The sequence below is a fragment of the Campylobacter sp. JMF_14 EL1 genome (genome assembly GCF_027737585.1).
In the GTDB taxonomy this organism is placed as follows: domain Bacteria; phylum Campylobacterota; class Campylobacteria; order Campylobacterales; family Campylobacteraceae; genus Campylobacter_B.
The window spans coordinates 1-20,216 of record NZ_JAOVTW010000007.1 but is presented as its reverse complement, the minus strand read 5'-3'; the positions used below and the strand labels follow the sequence as shown (position 1 = coordinate 20,216).

Annotated in this window: 20 protein-coding genes; 10 read left to right on the top strand and 10 right to left on the bottom strand. The window is 42.4% G+C overall.

What is annotated here, in order from left to right:
• The first annotated feature begins 29 nt into the window (after nt 1-29).
• From selA to OFN73_RS07640, 3 genes are read left to right on the top strand one after another with little or no spacing between them, the layout of a single operon-like run.
• A complete protein-coding gene (gene selA, locus OFN73_RS07650) occupies nt 30-1,442 on the top strand; it encodes an L-seryl-tRNA(Sec) selenium transferase (RefSeq protein ID WP_270862924.1) in 1,413 nt (470 codons plus the stop codon).
• Nucleotides 1,435-3,255 (top strand): selenocysteine-specific translation elongation factor, encoded by a 1,821-nt coding sequence (selB, locus tag OFN73_RS07645; RefSeq protein ID WP_270862923.1) that lies wholly within the window; start codon nt 1,435-1,437, stop codon nt 3,253-3,255. Before selA ends, selB begins: the two co-directional genes overlap by 8 nt.
• Nucleotides 3,256-3,307: 52 nt before the next feature.
• A complete protein-coding gene (locus OFN73_RS07640) occupies nt 3,308-4,021 on the top strand; it encodes a histidine kinase (RefSeq protein WP_270862922.1) in 714 nt (237 codons plus the stop codon).
• 120 nt (nt 4,022-4,141) lie between these two features.
• Here the strand turns inward: OFN73_RS07640 and OFN73_RS07635 are convergent, their stop codons facing one another.
• Complete coding sequence (locus OFN73_RS07635) at nt 4,142-5,008, bottom strand: SurA N-terminal domain-containing protein (protein ID WP_270862921.1); 867 nt, start codon at nt 5,006-5,008, stop codon at nt 4,142-4,144.
• A 79-nt stretch (nt 5,009-5,087) separates the two neighbouring features.
• Here OFN73_RS07635 and gltX point away from each other — a divergent pair, with 79 nt between their 5' ends.
• From gltX to gdhA, 6 genes are all read left to right on the top strand, one after another.
• Nucleotides 5,088-6,467 (top strand): glutamate--tRNA ligase, encoded by a 1,380-nt coding sequence (gene gltX / locus OFN73_RS07630; RefSeq protein WP_270862920.1) that lies wholly within the window; start codon nt 5,088-5,090, stop codon nt 6,465-6,467.
• The gene (locus OFN73_RS07625; protein ID WP_270862919.1) at nt 6,468-7,721 is read left to right on the top strand and encodes a malic enzyme-like NAD(P)-binding protein; all 1,254 of its coding nucleotides are present in this window, start codon (nt 6,468-6,470) and stop codon (nt 7,719-7,721) included.
• A gap of 50 nt (nt 7,722-7,771) precedes the next feature.
• Entirely contained in the window at nt 7,772-9,232 is a 1,461-nt protein-coding gene (locus OFN73_RS07620; protein ID WP_270862918.1) for a nicotinate phosphoribosyltransferase, read from the top strand.
• A 100-nt stretch (nt 9,233-9,332) separates the two neighbouring features.
• The gene (locus OFN73_RS07615) at nt 9,333-9,698 is read left to right on the top strand and encodes a hypothetical protein (protein WP_270862917.1); all 366 of its coding nucleotides are present in this window, start codon (nt 9,333-9,335) and stop codon (nt 9,696-9,698) included.
• A 116-nt stretch (nt 9,699-9,814) separates the two neighbouring features.
• A complete protein-coding gene (locus OFN73_RS07610) occupies nt 9,815-10,492 on the top strand; it encodes an MqnA/MqnD/SBP family protein (RefSeq protein WP_270858468.1) in 678 nt (225 codons plus the stop codon).
• A gap of 9 nt (nt 10,493-10,501) precedes the next feature.
• Nucleotides 10,502-11,860: an NADP-specific glutamate dehydrogenase gene (gene gdhA, locus OFN73_RS07605; RefSeq protein ID WP_270862916.1), complete on the top strand. Its 1,359-nt coding sequence runs from the start codon at nt 10,502-10,504 to the stop codon at nt 11,858-11,860.
• A 49-nt stretch (nt 11,861-11,909) separates the two neighbouring features.
• Here the strand turns inward: gdhA and OFN73_RS07600 are convergent, their stop codons facing one another.
• Both OFN73_RS07600 and OFN73_RS07595 read right to left on the bottom strand, forming a co-directional pair.
• A complete protein-coding gene (locus tag OFN73_RS07600) occupies nt 11,910-12,917 on the bottom strand; it encodes an AI-2E family transporter (RefSeq protein ID WP_270858470.1) in 1,008 nt (335 codons plus the stop codon).
• A 111-nt stretch (nt 12,918-13,028) separates the two neighbouring features.
• Nucleotides 13,029-13,535, bottom strand: coding sequence for a glycine zipper 2TM domain-containing protein (locus OFN73_RS07595; RefSeq protein ID WP_270862915.1), 507 nt, complete (start codon nt 13,533-13,535; stop codon nt 13,029-13,031).
• 151 nt (nt 13,536-13,686) lie between these two features.
• On the opposite strand from OFN73_RS07595, the gene OFN73_RS07590 reads away from it, so the two are divergent.
• Complete coding sequence (locus tag OFN73_RS07590) at nt 13,687-14,478, top strand: hypothetical protein (RefSeq protein WP_270862914.1); 792 nt, start codon at nt 13,687-13,689, stop codon at nt 14,476-14,478.
• Between the two features lie 47 nt (nt 14,479-14,525).
• Here the strand turns inward: OFN73_RS07590 and tkt are convergent, their stop codons facing one another.
• From tkt to OFN73_RS07555, 7 genes are read right to left on the bottom strand one after another with little or no spacing between them, the layout of a single operon-like run.
• The gene (tkt, locus tag OFN73_RS07585; RefSeq protein ID WP_270862913.1) at nt 14,526-16,436 is read right to left on the bottom strand and encodes a transketolase; all 1,911 of its coding nucleotides are present in this window, start codon (nt 16,434-16,436) and stop codon (nt 14,526-14,528) included.
• A 2-nt stretch (nt 16,437-16,438) separates the two neighbouring features.
• Complete coding sequence (locus OFN73_RS07580) at nt 16,439-17,290, bottom strand: polyprenyl synthetase family protein (RefSeq protein ID WP_270862912.1); 852 nt, start codon at nt 17,288-17,290, stop codon at nt 16,439-16,441.
• An 8-nt stretch (nt 17,291-17,298) separates the two neighbouring features.
• Nucleotides 17,299-17,622 (bottom strand): YbaB/EbfC family nucleoid-associated protein, encoded by a 324-nt coding sequence (locus tag OFN73_RS07575; protein ID WP_270858475.1) that lies wholly within the window; start codon nt 17,620-17,622, stop codon nt 17,299-17,301.
• 3 nt (nt 17,623-17,625) lie between these two features.
• Nucleotides 17,626-17,973, bottom strand: coding sequence for an aspartate 1-decarboxylase (panD, locus tag OFN73_RS07570; RefSeq protein ID WP_270862911.1), 348 nt, complete (start codon nt 17,971-17,973; stop codon nt 17,626-17,628).
• Complete coding sequence (locus tag OFN73_RS07565) at nt 17,970-19,259, bottom strand: UDP-N-acetylmuramoyl-L-alanyl-D-glutamate--2,6-diaminopimelate ligase (RefSeq protein ID WP_270862910.1); 1,290 nt, start codon at nt 19,257-19,259, stop codon at nt 17,970-17,972. Before OFN73_RS07565 ends, panD begins: the two co-directional genes overlap by 4 nt.
• Complete coding sequence (locus tag OFN73_RS07560) at nt 19,243-19,797, bottom strand: histidine kinase (protein ID WP_270858478.1); 555 nt, start codon at nt 19,795-19,797, stop codon at nt 19,243-19,245. Before OFN73_RS07560 ends, OFN73_RS07565 begins: the two co-directional genes overlap by 17 nt.
• The gene (locus OFN73_RS07555) at nt 19,787-20,053 is read right to left on the bottom strand and encodes a NifU family protein (protein ID WP_270858479.1); all 267 of its coding nucleotides are present in this window, start codon (nt 20,051-20,053) and stop codon (nt 19,787-19,789) included. Before OFN73_RS07555 ends, OFN73_RS07560 begins: the two co-directional genes overlap by 11 nt.
• Between the last annotated feature and the right edge of the window lie 163 nt (nt 20,054-20,216).

Below are 20,216 nucleotides of genomic sequence, written 5' to 3'. Positions count from 1 at the left end.
CGTAAAAACAAAATTTATAGGATTTTTAAATGCAAATCAAACTTCCCAAAGTCGATAAAATCGCAAATAGCGCGGAATTTCACGGACTTTTGAAGGCCGTGGTTTTGCGGATTGCAAAAGAGGTCATAAACGAATTTCGAACCAGCCTAGTAAATGGCGAAAATTCGTGCGCTAGCGAAGAGCAAATCATCGCGCAAATCAAATCCCGCTACGAAAAATTCGCAAATCTCGCACTTCGTCCGCTTATCAACGCAACCGGCGTCGTGCTTCACACAAATCTCGGTCGTAGCGTGATTTCGCCTGAAATTTTATCTCGCGCGCAGGGGGCGATTTGCGCCTATTCTAACCTCGAATTCGACCTAGATAGCGGGACGCGCGCCAATCGCTACGATTATACTAGTGCGCTTTTGGCTGAGCTTTTTGGTTGCGAGAGCGCACTTGTGATAAATAACAACGCAGCGGCTGTGTTTTTGGTGCTAAATACCTTTGCTAGGGGGCGCGAAGTCGTGGTAAGTCGTGGTGAGCTAGTCGAAATCGGCGGAAGTTTTAGGGTAAGCGAAGTCATGGCGAACTCTGGGGCGATTTTGCGTGAGGTTGGCACCACAAATAAGACTAAAATTTCGGATTATCAAAACGCCATAAACGAAAATACGGCAGTTTTGATGAAAATTCATCGTTCAAATTTTGAAATTTCAGGTTTCACGCAAAGTGTGGAAATAGGCGAAATTTCGCGTTTAGCAAAATTTGCGAGCGAGAAAAAGGCTGAATTTTACGAGAAAAAAGAGCTAGAATTTAAAATTTGCGAAGAGGAAAAATTTAACGAAATCATTGATTATTACGATCTTGGAAGCGGGAGCGTAAATGATTTAGGCGCGAATTTAGCTAAAAACGAGCCAAAAATTGGCGAAATTTTAGGCTCTGGGGCTAGGCTGATTAGTTTTAGCGGGGATAAACTTTTTGGAAGCGTGCAGTGTGGAATTATACTAGGCGAGAAATCCTTAATCGAAAAACTGCGCAAAAATCAGCTTTTGCGAATGCTTCGCGCTGATAAAATCACACTTGCGATTTTAAACGAAACGATTAAGGCTTACATCAATAAAGAATTTTCGCTAATTCCTACGATTGATCAAATTCATCTGCCCATTAGCGAGCTTGAAAGGCGCGCGCAGGGTGTTTTGGACGCGCTAAAAAACACTAAATTTCAAGCAAGCCTTATTCGCACAAAAACCTTTGTGGGTGGCGGAAGTCTGCCTTGCAAAAACTACGATAGCGTCGCTTTGGTGCTTAGCCAAAACGCTAGCCCAGAGGAAATTTCGGCGAAATTTAGGGCGCGTGGGATTATCGGGCGCATTGAAAATGATAAATTTTTGCTTGATTTTCGCGCCATTTTAAAGCACGATTTGCAAAAACTAATAAAAATTTTAAAGGAAATGTATGAATAGCGTCATAATCGGCACAGCAGGGCATATCGATCATGGCAAAACCGCACTTATAAAGGCGCTAAATGGCGTTGATGGCGACAGATTGGCAAGCGAGATTGAGCGCGGAATCACGATTGATTTAAGCTTTTCAAATTTAAAATCAAAAAACGCAAATATCGCATTTATCGATGTTCCGGGACACGAAAATTTAGTTAAGACTATGATTAGCGGGGCGTATGCGTTTGATTGCGCGCTTTTAATTGTCGCTAGCGATGACGGGCTAATGCCCCAAAGCAGGGAGCATATCGAAATTTTATCGCTTTTAGATGTAAAAAGCGTGGTTTTGTGTATCACAAAGTGCGATCTCACGGACAGCTCGCGCCAAAGCGAAGTTAAAAAAGAGTGCGAGGAATTTATAAGCAAATTTTCAAATTTGCAAATTTTAAATACATTTTTCCTAAGCGCAAAGACAAATTTAGGCATTGACGAGCTTAAATCTTATCTATTTAACATAAAGCCAAAACCGCGCAAAAATGGGGGAATTTTGCACTATTATATAGATAGAATTTTTACTTTAAAAGGCATTGGCACGGTGGTAACTGGCTCGCTTATTAGCGGCACGATTTCGCGTGGCGAAAAGCTTCTTTGCGCAGATTGTGGCAAAATTTTAAGCGCCAAAAGCCTGCAAATCCACGACACCGACACGCAGGTTGCGTATGCACCAAACCGCGTAGCAATCGCACTTGATGCTAAAACTAACGAGTTAGAGCGAGGCTATATCCTCACTAAAAAGGGCTTTTTTAGGGGATTTAACGAAGCCGATACGCTCTTTCGTGGCAAAATAGCGCATGGAGAGGATGTGAGCTTTTGTGTGGGCTCAAAGCAAACGCCGGCAAAAGCGCGCATTATCAAAGAGCTTGATAGTGGCGAATTTTTGATAAATTTCAAATTTGAAAAAACTATGTTTTTGAAATTTGACGAGCCATTTGTCTGCTTGGCAAACTCTCGCGTGTGTGGTGGCGGAAGAGTGCTAAATGCGGTCATCGAGCCACTAAAAAAGGCAAATAAGGCAGAGTTTTTAACAGCACTTTTGCACAAAAATTTCAAAAAAGCCTTTGAAATTTTAAGCAAATTTCACCGCCACGGATTTGGGCTGTTTTCGGCGTATCAGAGATTTGATATGGATTATGATAGCGCAAAAGCGATTGCTAAGACGATACCAAATACATATTTTGACGAAGCGACGCTGTGCGTGTATGATAATAGCGCGATTGGCGATATCAAAGAGCTGATTAAATTTATCATAGACAAAAACCCGCACGCTGTATTTTCCCCAACCTCAATCGCCCTAAAACTCTCTTGGGCTAGCGAAAGCTTAGCCTCCCTCGTGCTTAGCGAGCTAGAAAGGGCCAGCGTGATAGAAAAAACTGGTGGCGTGTATATCAAAAAAGGGGCGAATTTACAGGATTTAAAACAGAGCTTGGAGGGCAAAATTTTTGACATCATCAAAAAAGGAGGAATCGCCCCGCTTGCGCCGTATAATATCTACGAAATGCTCGATATCGACCGTGTCAGTGGCGATGACGCTCTGAAAAAACTAACATATTCTAAAAAGGTAGTTCGCCTAGCGCACAATCTATTTGTGGAGGCTGGAAATTTAAGCCAGATTATCAAAAAGCTTTATGATTTGATAAAAGAAGCTGGTTTTGCCGATGTAGCAAATGTCAAAGAGAGGCTAAATTTAAGCAGGAAATTTGCGATTTCTTACCTAGAATACCTCGATAATCTAGGCGATATCATCACAATCGATAATAAACGCTACTTAAAAAAATAAGTTATTTACAAATTTTGGCTAAAATCGTTGGATTTTTTAAAAAAGGAAGAAAATGAAAAAAGTTTTACTTTTCTCGCTTGCGGGCGCGCTAAGCCTAAATGCCGCGCTTAGCGATAGCGAAATTTTATCTATGTATGGCGGTTTGCCAGCAAATTTAAAAATCAGCGTGGCTGAGCGTATGCCAGTAGAGGGGCTAAAAGATATCCAAGCTGTGATTTTGAAAATTTCAAATGGCGAAATTTCACAAGAAGAGGTGATTTTCACTAGTGGAGATTTGGTTTTAATGGATGTAATCGACCCTAAAAAACAGATTCTTTACAAAGACCAAATCAAACAATCTAGACTTTCAAAAGGGGTAGCAAGCGTCTATAAAAGCGAAAGCAAAGACAATATCATTACCCTTGGAAATGACCCTAAAAAGCCAACCTTGCTAATGCTAACTGACGCTGAGTGTCCGTTTTGTCGTAGAGAACTAGCCGAAATCGAGCGAACGATTAAAAGCAACAATGTCGAAATCATAATGACATCAGTGCATGGAGATAGCGGTCATGCCAAATCAGCGCTGATTTACAAAGAGGTCAAATCAGCCAAAACTGACGCCGAAAAAATCGCTGTTTTGCGCAAATACTATGCCGAAGATAACAAAGCAAACGCTTCAAGCGTAAGCCCAGAGGAACTAAAAGGCGCAAAAACTATCGCCGATAAATACTTCTCATCTGGCCTAAATTCAGTGCCATTTATCATCGAAACTTCGAAATTAAAATAAATTTCAAAATTTATACTTCAAATTCCACGCTAAATTCGCAAATTTAGTGTGGAGTAAATTTCAAAATTTCATTAAAATTTAAATTTTGGAAATTTTAAAATTTCCAAAATTTTGGGTAGATTATTTAGATTTTTTTGTAGAATTTGTAGGGTTTAGGTTGCGATCTATTATGCGGACATTGGCGTTAGAGCGGATTCTATCGTTAAATTCCTCGACCATTTTTTTGCGTTTGTTAGTAACATAGGCTTCGATTGCCTTTTCTTGCACGCTTTCGAAATCAGCCGTTTGCACGCCCTTTTTGTCATTGACATAAAACATCTCATATCCGTTTGCCGTAGGGATAACTGGCGAGAATTTACCCTTATCCACGCTAGTTACGATATATTTTAGCCCAGCGTCCATTTGGCTAGATTTTAGCGTGCCACGCATGACATACACATTGCCAGGGCGGGCGTTTGGATTGCGTTTGATAGGATTAAGAGCGCTTTCTGTTTTAGCGATATAGCGAGTTAGCGTAATGCTATCAAAGGTCGTGAATAAAGACGGATTTTGCTCGTAAAATCTACGGACATTTTGTGGCGTTACGGTGCGTTGCACATCGGCAAAAAGTGGCCCATAGAGCTTTTCTTCTAAAATTCCTCGACGCACATTTTCTCTAAATGCCTCTTCTGACATTTTTTGCTGTTTTAGCGCCTTTTGTAGCTGTTCTAGGCTAAGTTTGTTCTGCTCGGCAATCATTTTTATGCGGTTATCGATTTCGGCTGGGCTTACGGTGATTCCTCTGCGCTTAATCTCAGAATCTTGCAATTTTTGCTTGATTAAAATTTCCATTGCAGCTTGCGGGCTGGCACCTGTGGCCTTTTGGACTCTGGCTAATTCGTAATTCGTAATCGGCTCATTTTCTACGACAGCCACGACGCTATTTACGACATTTGCGTTCAACGCGCCAAAACCTAAAAGTGCAACAACGGCTAGTTTTTTTATCATTTTCAACCTTTATTTAGTCTTTTTGCTTTATAATCCCACGATTATAACATTAAAAAGTAAAATTTTAAAAAGGAAATTTATGATTGTAACTCGTTTCGCACCAAGCCCGACAGGGTATTTGCACATCGGCGGATTAAGAACTGCGCTGTTTTCATACCTATACGCAAGAGCAAATAACGGCAAATTCTTGCTTCGCATTGAAGATACGGATTTAAAAAGAAATTCGGTAGAGGCTGCAAAAGCTATCGAAGAGGCATTTAAATGGTGCAGTCTAGACTACGACGGCGAAATCGTCTATCAAAGCTCACGATTTGATTTATACAAAGAATATGTCCAAAAGCTCCTTGATGAGGGCAAAGCATACAAATGCTATATGAGCAAGGCTGAGCTAGACGCGCTAAGAGCCGAGCAAGAAGCCAGAAAAGAGCGCCCAAAATACGATAATAGGTATCGCGATTTCACAGGCACACCGCCGGTTGGTATCGAGCCAGTAATCCGCATAAAATCGCCACTTGACGGCACGATTGAGTTTAGCGACGGAATTAAGGGCGATATGAAATTCGAAGCCAAAGACATTTTAGACGATTTTATCATCGCTAGAAGCGACGGCACACCGACTTATAATTTCACGGTCGTTATAGATGACGCACTAATGGGCGTTACAGACATCATCAGAGGCGACGATCACCTATCAAATACCCCAAAACAAATCGTGCTTTATAACGCACTTGGATTTAAGGTTCCGAAATTTTACCATGTCGCTATGATAAATGGCTCTGACGGCTCAAAACTCTCTAAACGCCACGGCGCGACAGATGTCATGGAATACAAAAAAATGGGCTATTTGCCACAGGCTCTGCTAAATTTCTTAGTCCGCCTTGGCTGGTCGCATGGGGACGATGAAATTTTTAGCATGGACGATATGAAAAAACTCTTTAATCCTAATAATATCGGCAAAAGTGCAAGCACATTTAACCAAACCAAACTTGATTGGCTAAATGCGCATTACATTAAAAATTTAAGCGTTACAGAAGCCTGCGCCCACCTGCTAGAATTTGGCGTAGATATAGTAAATCACCCTAAAAAAGAGCTTATCATTGATCAATACAAAGAGAGGGCAAAAACCATAGCCGAAATGGCGAACGGAATCGCAACCTTAATCAATCCTTTAAAAATTTATGATGAAAAAGCGTATAAAAAGTTTATCAACGAAAATTCGATAGCCTTACTCGCAAAATTCCAAGAAATTTTAACCTCAAATTTCGTTGCAAGCGAAATCGAGGCGAAGACAATGGAATTTTTGGAGGCAAACGAAGTGAAGCTAAAAGATTTAGCCCAACCTTTGCGAGTCGCCATAACAGGAACGAGCGTAAGTCCGTCGATATTTGAAATGATTGAAATTTTAGGTAGCGACGAGGTTAAAGCTAGAATTTCTAGCTTATTACAGAAAGGAATTTAAATGGCACAAAATGATTTGAAAGAAAGGGCATTAGAGTATCATATCGGTGGAAAAATCGGCATAAATGTCAAAACCCCATGCGCTAAACCAGAGGATTTGACCCTAGCATACACGCCGGGTGTGGCCGAGCCTTGCAAGGTGATTGAGGCCGATAATGAGCTAGCATACAAATACACCAACAAATCAAATCTTGTCGCAGTTATCACAAACGGAACGGCCGTTTTAGGGCTAGGAGATATAGGCGCAATCGCAGGAAAGCCAGTAATGGAAGGAAAAGCGGTTTTGTTTAAAAAATTTGCTGGCGTAGATGCCTTTGATATCGAAATCAACGAAACAGACCCTAAAAAAATAGTCGAAATTTGCAAGGCTATCTCGCCGACATTTGGTGGAATAAATTTAGAGGATATCAAAGCTCCTGAGTGCTTTGAAATCGAAAAAGAGCTACAAAATGCCGTCGATATCCCTGTCATGCACGATGATCAGCACGGCACAGCGATGATTACAGGTGCTGGATTAATCAACGCAGCCTACATCAGTGGCAAAAAAATCGAAGATATGAAAATCGTAGTCTCAGGAGCAGGTGCAGCAGGTATTGCGTGCGCGAAACTCTATAAAAGCCTTGGCGCAAAAAATGTAATTATGCTTGATTCAAAAGGCGTAATTCATACTGGCAGAAACGATTTGAACCCGCAAAAAATGGAATTTGCTATCGACACAAACGATAGAAGCCTAGCAGATGCGATGAGGGGGGCTGATATGTTTCTTGGCCTTAGCAAACCAGGCGTCGTAACAGCCGAAATGGTAAAATCAATGGCGCCAACGCCGATAATCTTCGCTCTGGCTAACCCTGTGCCTGAAATCTACCCAGATGAGGTGCATGCCGTGAGGGACGATGCGATCGTAGGCACTGGCAGAAGCGACTTTGCTAACCAAATCAACAATGTTTTGGGCTTCCCTTACATTTTCCGTGGTGCGCTAGATGTAAAGGCCAAAAAAATCACCGAAAATATGAAACTAGCCGCTTCTCGCGCTATGGCAGAGCTAGCCCGCGAGCCAATCCACCCAGATGTGCTAAAAATGCTAGGCAAAAAGGATTTGAAATTTGGACGAGATTATATTATCCCAAATCCATTTGATCCACGCGTTTTTGCTATCATTTCAGCTGCTGTTGCAAAAGCTGCCGTAGATGATGGCGTAGCAAGAGTAAGCAATTTCGATTTCGAGGCTTACAAAAAATCTTTACAATCAAAATAATCGAAATTTCCCGTTTTTCGGGAAATTTCAAAATTTAAGGTATCAAAAAAATGCAAAATTTCGAAAATTCATCAAATTTAGCCCTACTTACTGATTTTTATCAACTCACAATGATGCAAGGATATTTTTTCTTAAAACCGCACGAAGTCGCAGTTTTTGATATGTATTACCGCAAAAACCCATGCAGTGGCGGTTACGCGATATTTTGCGGTATGAGCGAAGTGGTGGATTATATAGAGAATTTGCATTTTAGCAGTGATGATATAGCGTATTTGCGCTCGCTTGGGAGTTTTAAGGAGGAATTTTTAGCCTACCTTGAAAATTTTAAATTTAGTGGTGAAATTTACGCTGTCGATGAGGGCGAGGTCGTATTTCCACACGAGCCACTAATCCGCGTCAAAGCAAATATAATCGAGGCGCAGTTAATCGAAACTGCGATTTTGAACACCATAAATTTCCAAACCCTAATCGCTACCAAAAGCTCGCGCATAAATTTCAGCGCAGGAGAGGGTAGCGTAATGGAGTTTGGGCTTCGCAGAGCGCAGGATAAAAGTGCTGCGATTTTTGGCGCAAAGGCCGCTATAATAGGCGGTTGCGTGGCTACTTCAAATGTTTTGGCTGCCAAAATTTTTGACATACCAGCTATCGGCACGCACTCTCATGCGTGGATTGGAAGCTTTCCTAGCGAAATCGAGGCCTTTCGCGCTTACGCCAAAATTTACCCAGACTCCGCGCTTTTGCTCGTCGATACCTACGATACACTAAATTCTGGCGTGCCAAATGCGATTAAGGTTTTTGAAGAACTTCGCGAACAAGGTCACAAACCGCTTGGAATCCGCATTGATTCTGGCGATTTGGAGTATCTGACCAAACAATCTCGCAAAATGCTTGATAACGCTGGATTTAAGGATGCCAAAATCACAGCCAGCAACGATTTGGACGAATACGCGATCGATCAGCTCAAACTTTTTGACGCTAAAATCGATAGCTGGGGCATTGGCACGAGATTAATCACAGGTGGCGATAGTTCAAGCCTTGGCGGCGTTTATAAGCTAAGTGGTATCGAAAAAGAGGGCGAAATTTTGCCAAAGATTAAAATTTCAAACGACCCACGCAAGATAAACAACCCCGGCTACAAGCAGTTTTTCAGGCTCTATGACAGAGATAGTGGCATGGCACTAGCGGATTTAATCACGCTTGAAAATGAAAGTATCGATGAAGGCGCACCGCTTGAAATCTTCCACCCACTCTACACCTACAAGCGCAAAAAACTCGAAAATTTCAGCGCAAAGGCTATGTTAAAGCCTGTGTTTGTCCATGGTAAATTTGTCGGCGAGAAAAAATCCGTCATGCAAATCGCCGAATTTTCGCGCAAGGCCAAGGCGAAATTTTGGTGCGAATACCTGCGAAATATCCACCCGCAAACCTACAAAGTAGATTTATCGGCTAGGCTTTGGGAGACGCGAAAATCGCTGATTGATGAAATCAATGCAAATTTAGGCAAATCGTAGAAAATAGTAAAGTTTTATTTACTTTTAAAATAAAAATTTTGACTATAATTGCGCGTTTGCAAGATTTCTTGCGTAAAATTTCATTTTAAAAGGATAGAAAATGAGCAAAATTCTCTCATGCGCGGCTGCACTTTTACTTTTGGCAGGTTGCGCCTCAAAGCAGCTTCGCCAATCCCCAGAGGACGCGATTAACGAGCAAAACCACACCGCTGCAACTGCCAAAATGGAAGTGCTAAATTTCAAAACCGAAAATGGCAAAAAACTAAGCCTAGCTTCAAACGATTTGTTTGATACAGCGGTTTTGACTGATAGCGAGGGCAAAACTCACAACCTAACTCGCCAACGCTCAGCTAGCGGAATTTACATGGAAAATGACAAAGGCGTGAGTATCCACTTCAAAGAGGGTGGCGAGGGCATAGTCGAGTTTAGCAAATACAACTCACTCTCAATCTCACAAGCCGATTAATCCAAATTTTGCCACCTCTTTGGTGGCAAAATTTATTAGTTTTATTAATTTTAAAATTTTAACTTTTTCTTACAAAAATAGTAATATAATTTACGAATTTTAAAATAGGAATATGGATGCGATTTGGCAAGATAGATTATTTAAATTTACTCCCTTTTCATGTGTATTTAAAATCTCTACCTTTGCCAGCGCATACCAAAAAATTCATAGAACTCAAAAAAGGTGTCCCTAGCAAGCTCTGTCGCGATTTGCGCGCAATGCGTGTCGATGCGGCCGTGATTTCTAGCATAGAATCCCGCCACAAAAAATACTCCACCCACCCTCTTGGCATAGTCGCCCAAAAAAAGGTAAAAAGCGTGCTCGTGCGCAAAGCTAGCACCCCGCGCCTAGATCCAGCCTCGATGAGCTCAAATATGCTCTCGCGAATTTTAGGCATTAATGGCGAGGTCATCATCGGTGATAACGCACTGCGTGCGATTTTATCGCAAGGGGAGGAGAAATTTTACGATTTGGGCGAAATTTGGCACAAAAACACAAATTTGCCATTTGTTTTTGGAATTTTATGCTCGGTTAAAAATCACGAAATTTACGCCAAACTTACCGAGGCGTTTTTACGCACTAAGGTCAAAATCCCACAATATATCCTCATCAAATACGCTAGAAGCAGAGGAATTGCTGAAAAAGACATCTTAGAATACCTCCAACTCATAAGCTACAAAGTCGGCGCGCGCGAGAGGCGCGCACTTAAAATTTTCCTAAAAAAAGCAAGCAAATTTAATTATAAACCAATTTAAGGAGGAGATATGAATAGTTATGTGGCAGGGTTGTTAAACAACCTAAAAGAGCAAAATCCAGGCGAAGAAGTTTTTATACAAGCAGCGACTGAAATTTTCAACTCTCTTGCTCCCCTAATCGAGCGCGAAGAAAAATACACAAAACACAGAATTTTAGAGCGAATCACCGTGCCAGAGAGAAGCCTAAGCTTTCGCGTAGTCTATACAAACGATCGTGGCGAGCCTTGCGTGCATACGGGATACCGCGTCGAGTTTAACTCAGCACTTGGCCCATACAAAGGTGGCCTTAGATTTCACCCTAGCGTAAATATGGGTGTTTTGAAATTTTTAGGTTTCGAGCAAATTTTCAAAAATTCACTCACAGGCGTTAATATCGGCGGCGGCAAAGGTGGCGCAAATTTCGATCCAAAAGGCAAAAGCGACGGCGAGATTATGAGATTTTGCCAAGCATTTATGTTAGAGCTTCACAGACTTATTAGCGAAAATACAGATGTCCCAGCCGGCGATATCGGCGTGGGCGGTAGAGAGATCGGCTATATGTATGGCGCATACAAAAAAATCACTCGTAGATTCGACGGAGCCTTGACTGGAAAAGGCCTAGCATGGGGCGGAAGCCTAGCTCGCACGCAAGCCACAGGATATGGCTCAGTGTATTTCGCACAAGAAATGCTAGCTAAAAAAGGCGAAGCGCTTCGTGGCAAAGTCTGCGCAATCTCAGGTGCTGGAAATGTGGCAATATACACAGTCGAAAAACTATATCAACTAGAAGCCAAACCAGTTACCGTTAGCGATTCTACCGGCTTTATCTACGATCCAGATGGTATTGATTTAGCACTTCTAAAAAAGCTAAAAGAGGAGCTTAGAGTAGGACTAGCTGAATACACCAAAGAGCGCAAAAACGCTAAATTTACCCCAGTTAGCGAGTATCCAGAGGGTAGAAACGGCGTATGGAGCGTCAAATGCGACGCAGCCTTCCCAAGCGCTACACAAAACGAGCTAAGCTTAGAGGACGCCAAAACCCTATACGCAAACGGATGTCGCCTTGTATGCGAGGGGGCAAACATGCCTAGCACGCTAGCTGCGATTGATTTTATGTTAGCTCAAAAAGACTTTTTATTTGGCCCTGCAAAGGCAGCAAATGCTGGTGGCGTGGCGACAAGTGGCTTAGAAATGATGCAAAATGCGCAACTTGAATCATGGAGTTTCGAGGAGGTCGATGGCAGATTACACGAGATTATGAGGCATATCTTCCGCACTAGCTATGAAACTTCGAAAGAATTCGGCGATGAGGGCAACTTAGTTCTTGGCTCAAATATCGCAGGCTTCCGCAAAGTAGCCGATGCAATGATAGATCAAGGCTATGTTTAATAGCTAAATTTCGCTAGGATTTCCCTAGCGAAATTTGAAATTTTAAAATTTAATGCTCAATTTTATTGCTTAAAAGCGTAGCGATAGATTTCGTGCGTTCGTTCGAATTTAGCGCGATTTGTATGCTCATAGTAAGTGGCACAGCCAAAAACATACCCCCCACACCAAAGACAAATCCCCAAAGAAGAAGACCTCCAAGCACGCTTAGTGTCGAAAGCCCCAACCCCTCGCCCATGAAGCGCGGTTCGATGATATTTCCGATGACGACATTTACGATGAGATAGATCGCCACGACCCAAATACTCACGCTTAAATCCATTGTCGCCAAGGTTACAAAAAGTGTCGGAAAAACGGCGATTATAGAGCCGATTGTAGGGATATAATTTAGCATAAAGGCTACTATCCCCCAAAGCGCAGCATACGGCACGCCAAGTAGCCACAGACAAAGCCCGATTAGCGCGCCTGTCGTGGCACTTGAAATCGTTTTAATAAGTAGATATTTTTTCAGGCTTGGGGCAAATTTTTTCATAAATTTATGCATACCGCGGTTGCGTGCGGAAAAATATTTGATTTTCGCATCGATTACCGAGCTTTCAAAGACCATAAACGAGACCAAAATAAAGACAAAAAACCCGGTGCTTACAATTCCGCCTGTTTTTTTCGCCACAGCTGTCGCGCGAGATACCATTTCAGAGGGCTCAGCACCAAGACTAGCTAGGTCAAAATCAATGCCGTAATTATTCAACCGCTCTTGCGCGCCACCTAGAACTTGATTAAATTTCGCCCCCAGCTCTGGTAACTGCGCCGAAAACTCTCTGACCGCCTTAAATACGATATCGCCCATAAATCCCATAACGCCAAGAAATCCCAAAACCACAATCAAAAAGCTAAACAATCGCCCTACGCGCAATTTTTGGATAGATAACATTAGTGGCGAAATCAAAACCGTGATAAAAATCGCTAGCAAAAACGGCACGATAATCGAGCCAGCAGCTTTAAGTCCTGCTATGATTATCACCACGCAAGCAGCCGAGATTAGGGACATTTGAAGTTTCATTGTAATCCTAAATTTTGAAATTTGTTCTATATTTTAATAAAAATTTGTAAATTTTAGATTTTTTGCAAAGTGGAATTTACCCGTAAATTTCACGGGTAAATTCGGCTAAATTTAATCAGCGCACACCGCGTTTGGCTGGATTCTCGTCTCGCCAGAGTATGATGAAATCATCAACGCTTCGCCATTAGCATACTGGCACACGCGACCTGCTTGTGTCGAGCTTTTAAGCGATTTGCCCTCTTTGTATGTGATTGTCACAGCATCAATTACCTTGGTATCGCTTACCATCGATCCTGCTCCTGCTCCTAGCACGCCACCTATCGCGCCACCAGCCACAGCTCCGCCTGTTTCGTGGCGACCGCCCATTTTATGACCTAGCACAGCTCCGCCCACAGCGCCTACTACGCCACCTGCGGCTTGGGCTAGGCGTTTGTTTTCGGTATTATCGACCCTGACCTTAGCTGGGACAATTGAGAGAATTTGGATAGTTTTGGCGTTTTGTTCTTGGTTTAATCCATGCTCGTCATAGACATCAGGTCCCAAAGTTTCCGATTTGTTAGAGCAACCACTAAGCGCAATCATCGCAGCTACGCTAAAGCTAAGTAGAGATTTTTTCATTAAAACTCCTTTAAAATGAGATAAAATGCGAGGATTATACACTCCCGTGGTAAATTTATTTTAATCATATATTAAATTTGGCTAAATTTTGCTATTACAAATTTAAGCCTAAATCGTTATAATTCTTGCAAAATTTAAAAAAAGGAAATTTATGAGAAAATTTCTAGTTTTGGCTAGTCTTTTGGTGCTTTTAGCGGGGTGCGGGGAGGAGAAAAAAAAGAGAAAACAGCGCTTAGCAAACACGAAAAAAAATGATTCCATAGAGCTAGAAATTTCGCGCGAATTTGACAAAATCGCCGCCGCAAACTCCGCAACACCGACAAAACCTATAAATTCTACCACGCTAGCCGTGCCTAATACGCCAGCTGTTTTTGATGCGAGCAAAGATGGCTTGGGTGAAATTGCAAGCGCGCCAGAGAGGTTAGAAGCGTCAAATTTCGCGCAAGAAAAAAGCGCGCCGAGTGTTTCAAACAAGCCAAATACAAAAAATCTCGCGCCAAGTGAGCCCGAGACGGCAGAGGCGCCAGCCACTTCCACGCAAACGATAATTTTATCGGCTCCAAGCCAAAATAAAAGCGCACAAGAAAACGCCGATAAATGCCAAAACGCCGAAACTATCGCGCTAATCAAGGCTAGCAAAAAGGATTTGCCATACAAAAACGGCGTTGTGATTTATAGCGACATAACCTGCCAAGACAATCTTTTGACGCACTACTATGAATTCGATCTTCCGCCAGATGCAATGGAAAAAATCAGCCAAATCGAGGATAAATTGCGCTCGAATTTGGTTTTGAAAAGTGGCGAGCTTTTGGAGCTTTACTGCAAGGCCGAGGAGCTAGCCGAATACAGAGATAACGAAATCGCCATGGAGTGGCGCTACACCCTGCCCGTGATTGATGCTAACCTAGCTTCTATCGTAATTTCGCCAAGCGATTGCAAATAAAATTTAGTGAAATTTAGCCAAATTTTGAAATTTGGCTAAATTTTGGATTATCTATTTAATAGTTTTTTTGCTTCGTTTGCGACATTTAGATCGCTAAAACCAAAAAGTTTGAATAGCTCGCCAGCTGGTGCGCTCTCGCCAAAGCTCTTCATACCTAAAATTTCATCAGCGAATTTATACCATTCTAGCGCACTTGCGGCCTCGACGGCTAGGACTTTGCCTTTGAAAATTCTAGCCCTATATTCTTCGCTTTGTTCGCACAAAAGCTCAAAACAAGGCGCACTGACGACATTTGCTCTGATATTTTCGCTTTGTAAAAGCGCGGCGGCTTTTAGGCAGATTCCTACTTCGCTACCGCTAGCTACTAGCGTGATATCGGCGTTTTCGCACTCTTTGATTAAATACGCGCCGTTTTTTGCCTCACCAAATACAGCCTTTGGCAAAGCCTCTAAGCCTTGGCGCGAGCAAACAAAGGCAGCAGGGGCGTTTGTGGCAAGTGCTGCGCGCCAGCACTCTACATTTTCGTTGCCGTCAGCCGGACGGAAGGTGTAGAAATTCGGCATTGCGCGGAAGGTTGAGAGTTGCTCGATTGGCTCGTGAGTCGGGCCGTCCTCGCCTACGCCGATACTATCGTGAGTGAAAACAAAATAGTGCCTTAGGCTCATAAGTGCCGCCATTCTAGCGCTATTTTTGAGATAGTCGCTAAAAATAAAAAATGTCGCAGAAAATGGGATAAACAGCCCGTATCTGGCAATAGCGTTGTTTATCGCAGCCATTGAGTGTTCGCGGATCCCGAAGTGGAAATTTTTGCCATACGGGAAGTCGCCAAAGCCTTTAAGCTCTGTTTTATTCGACGCTGCCAGGTCTGCGCTTCCGCCTATGAAGCTAGGAAGCGCGGCCGCAATTGCGTTTAAAATTTTGCCATTGCTATCGCGTGTAGCGACCTTTTGACCGCTAAAATCAGGGAATTGTATAGCGTCAAAATTTGGATTTTGAAGTGAGTTTAATAAATTTTTCTTCTCTGCGCTTAAATTTGCGATTTTTTCGTTCCATAGTTTCTCAGCCAAATCGCCCTTTTCTACGGCTGCGCGAGTGGCGAAAAGCACATCTTCGCTCACGCTAAAACTCTCGTCCGGATTAAAGCCCAGTGCCTCTTTGGCTCTTTTTATGAGATCCTCACCCAAAGGTGCGCCGTGAGTTTTGTGGCTACCTTCTAACTCTAATGCGCCCTTGCCGATAGCGGTATTTGCGATGATTAGGTATGGTTTGGTTTTGTTTTTGGCCTCATCTAGGGCAAATTCGATTTGATCGAAATTGTGTCCGTCTATGCGAGCCACCTCGAAGCCTTGGGCTTCGAAGCGAACCTTGATATCCTCGTCCCACGCAATCGAAGTTGAGCCATCAATTGTAATTTTGTTGCTATCGTAGATAATGACGAGATTATCTAAGCTGTGGCAACCTGCCAGCGCGCATGCTTCGTAGCTGATACCTTCCTCTAAATCGCCGTCCCCACAAAGGCAATAAATTTTATGATCGATTACCTTTGTGTTTTCGTCATTTAGCAAATTTGCAGCGTATTTTGCCGCCATTGCAAAGCCCACAGCGTTTGCTACGCCTTGACCTAGCGGACCTGTGGCGATTTCTACGCCAGGGGTTGTGATTTCTGGGTGACCTGGGGTTTTGGAGTGGAGCTGACGGAAATTTTTCAAATCTTCCAGCGCGATATCATAGCCACTCAGATATAGATAGCTATACACCAAAGCACTTGCATGACCGCCGGAAAACACGAGGCGATCGCGGTTTAGCCAGTTTGGGTTTTTTGGATTATGCACTAGCTTTTCCATAAGCACGCTCATCACATCGCTTAGCCCCATAGGAGTGCCTGGGTGGCCAGAATTAGCCTTTTGGATCATATCCGCACTCAAAAATTTAATGGTGTTTGAAATTTTACTTCTCATTTTTATCCTTTCAGATATTTGTTTATCAAATTTGATACTAAATTTTGCAAATTTTCACTCTCGTCGCTCATACTTTCTTCGATTTGCGAAATGAGTGAGTTTTTATACTCTTTGGCGCGTTCGACGCCGAGTAAATTTGTAAAAGAATTTTTATCCCCATCGTGCATAGTAGGCTTTCCTGCGGTTTGGGAGCTTTGCGTAGCATCGATAATGTCATCTTGTATCTGAAAAGCTAGTCCCAAATTTAGCCCGACGCCATAAAATTTCCTTGCCTTTTCATCGCCCAAACCCGCAATAACAGCGCCTAATTCAAACGAAGCGGCTATTAGGGCGCCTGTTTTATGAAGGTGCAAAAATTTTAAATCTGATATTTCTAGGTGTTTTTTCTCAAAATAACAATCAATCGCTTGACCCAAAACCATGCCCGCCGAACCAGCATTTTTGGCTAAAATTTCAACACATTTTACCTTAATATCTGCGCTTAAATTTGACTTAGAAATCACCAAAAAAGCGTCAGTATTTAACGCGTCGCCCACGAGTATCGCTGTAACCTCATCGTATTTTTTGTGTATGGTTTGATGAGAGCGCCTAAAATCAGCATTGTCCATAGCGGGTAAATCATCATGGATTAGCGAGTATGTATGCACCATTTCTAGGGCTTTTGCGACAGGCAGGGCGTCTGCAAATTTATCTTTATTTGCAGCAGCGACCACGCCAAGAAGCAGTTGAGCGCGAAAATGCTTCCCGCCAGCACCCAACATATAATTTAACGCCTCTTCGAAATATGGGTGAAAGCTAGGCGCTTGAAGTGGGTTTTCGCGCAAATACTCTTTAAATTCCTTTAAAATTTCCATTTTTATTCCTAGTTCGCGCCAAATCCGCCTAGTCCGCCAAGACCACCTAGCATGGCAGTTGCGGCGTTTTTCTTTTCGTTTTCTATGAGTTTTACGGCGTCATTTATCGCTGAGATTAGCAAAATTTGCAAGCTATCTTTATCCTCCAAAAGGCTATCGTCGATCTCCACATCCAAAACCTCGCCAGCGCCGTTGATTTTGATAGCGACCATACCAGCGCCGACTTTGACGCTAAATTCTTTTTTGGCGTTTTCTTCTTGGATCTGCTTTGCCTTTTCTTGCATTTGCTCGATCATTTCGCCCATTTTAGAAAAATCCATTCCCTCAAACATCTCTTACTCCACAATCTCATTTTTTTCATTTACATGCACGATTTTTGGCCTAAATTTTTTCGCTTCCTCAGGTTTCATATCAGCATAACTTACGATGATTACCACATCGCCCACACAAACCTTGCGTGCAGCCGCGCCATTTAGGCAAATCTCGCCCTTTTTCTCGCCCTCGATGATATATGTGCTAAATCGCTCGCCATTGTTGATATTTAAAATTTCAACCTTTTGAAACTCAATCATGCCGCTGGCCTTCAAAAGCTCCCTATCAATCGTAATCGAGCCGACATAATTTAAATTTGCGTCCGTTACACGGGCTCTGTGAATTTTGCTTTGAAGCATTGTTATTTTCATTTTTGCTCCTTTAAAATCTCTAAAACGACATCTTTATCGCTAAATGGATATTTTACACCCTTTATCTCTTGGTATGTTTCATCGCCCTTGCCCAAAATCACGACCGCTTCGCCATTTTGCGCCAAATTTATCGCTTTTTTAATCGCCTCTTTTCGATCTGCAATTTTTATGATTTTTTCTTTATCTCGCATACCCTCTTCGATTTGGGCGATGATTTTTTGTGGATCTTCGCTTCGTGGATTATCGCTAGTGATGATTGCAAATTTAGCGAAATGCTCCACCATAGCCCCCATTAATGGGCGTTTTAGAGGATCTCTGTCGCCACCTGCGCCAAAAACCACGATTAGTTCGTTATCTTTGAGCGCATTTAGCACCTTTTCGATCCCATCTGGCGTGTGCGCGAAATCCACGATGACAAGGGGATTTTTAGCTACTACTTGCACCCTACCCTCAACACCTGCGAAATTTGACATTGCCTTTGCGATATCTTTTTCATTTTTATTAGTTAGCATTTTAACTGCGCCAAAGGCTGCTAGGGCGTTGTAAAGGTTAAATTCGCCGATTAATTCGCTAGAAATTTCAAACTCACCATTTGGAGTTTTTATCATAGCGTCGATTGCGCCTTTTACGCTGTAAGCTAGCACGCTAAAAGTGGCTGGATTTTTCACGCCATAAGTTAGGGCATTTTTTAGATTAAATTCGATATGGCCGTCGTCTTTGTTGATAAGCTTTGCGCTCTCATCGGCGAAAAACAAGCTTTTTACCGCGGCGTATTCACTCATAGTTTTATGATAATCCAAATGGTCTTGGCTTAAATTTGTAAAAATTTTAAGCGCGAAATTTAGCCCTTCAATGCGGTTTTGCGCGATTGCGTGAGAACTAACCTCCATGACGAAAAATTCGCACTTTTGTTTGGAGGCCTCCCACAAATAACTCATCGTTTTAAAAACAGAGCTTGTCGTAAGCCCCTTTTCATCGATTCTTTTATCGTTTATGAAAGCCCCCCTGGTGCCACACAGCCCCACAGAATACCCCAAATCCAAAAGCATAGAATAAATCAGTGCAGCGGTCGTGGTCTTGCCGTTGGTGCCGGTAATGCCTACGATTTTGATACTCTCATCAATCCCTAAAAGCGCCTTTGCTTCGCTAATAGAAATGATTTGTGCGCCGTTTTGCTCGGCTTGTGCGCTAAATTTGGCATTTGCGCTAGTTTGCACAAAATAGCACCCGCTCTCGCACTCGCCCGAATTATCGGTGATAAAACTATTTTTAATCCCTATTTTCATTTTTTATCTTTTTTATAATCTCATCTAGGCGCAAATCCCCAGCGAAATGCTCCGAACTCGCCTCGATATAATTAATGCAAATTTCATCAAATCCATTTGCAAGCAAATTTTGCAAAAACTCAATCATCTCGTCTTTGTTCTCAACCGCGATTTTTGACGAGAAAATCACGCTCTCAAAGACATTTTTGAAGCTTCCACTCTCCTTTACAGCGCGCATGAAATCTTTGTATAAAATCGCGTCTATCCCCTCTGCCTCATCTGAAAATTTCTTTGAAATTTCAGCATTTTTCTTAGCGATTTTTTCGTTAATTGAGTTTAAAATTCGAAACAAAACGCTAGGTTTTGGCTTAGGTTTTAGGGTGTAAAACTCATACAGCATCAAGGCCTCTTCTGGCTCGCTAAGCCCCAAATCGCAAAGCTCGATTAAAAACAAAAGCTCGTCGCTTGGTTTTTGCTCTTGCGCTAGGGCAAAAAATGTTTTAGCAAACTCAAATTTGCCAGATTTTAGGGCGTTTAGTCCTTTTGATTTATAGCTCAAAATTCTCGCCTTGTGGGATATTTACGACGCTAAGTTCTGGGTGGATATCCATACGAAGCTGTCTTTCTACGCCAAATTTCAGCGTCTGTCCGCTAGCAGCGCAACCATGACAATGTCCTGTTAGCGTGACATACACAACGCCGTTTTTAATGCCACGAAGCTCCATATCGCCGCCGTCGTTTTGTAGCATTGGGCGGATAGTATCGAGGCTAGCCTTGACAGGATTTAAAAGCTCTTCATCGCTAAATGGTATCATTAAATTTCCTTTAAATTCGCTCTTTAATTGCTTTTTGGCGCGTCTTTTGCCATGATTTTATCGTCTAGGGTTTGTAGATTGCTTAGGCTTTTTAGGTGGAAAAACGCTAGCTCCAAATAGCCTTTGCGTGCAAATTCAGCTAGTTTTTTATCATCTAGGCCCA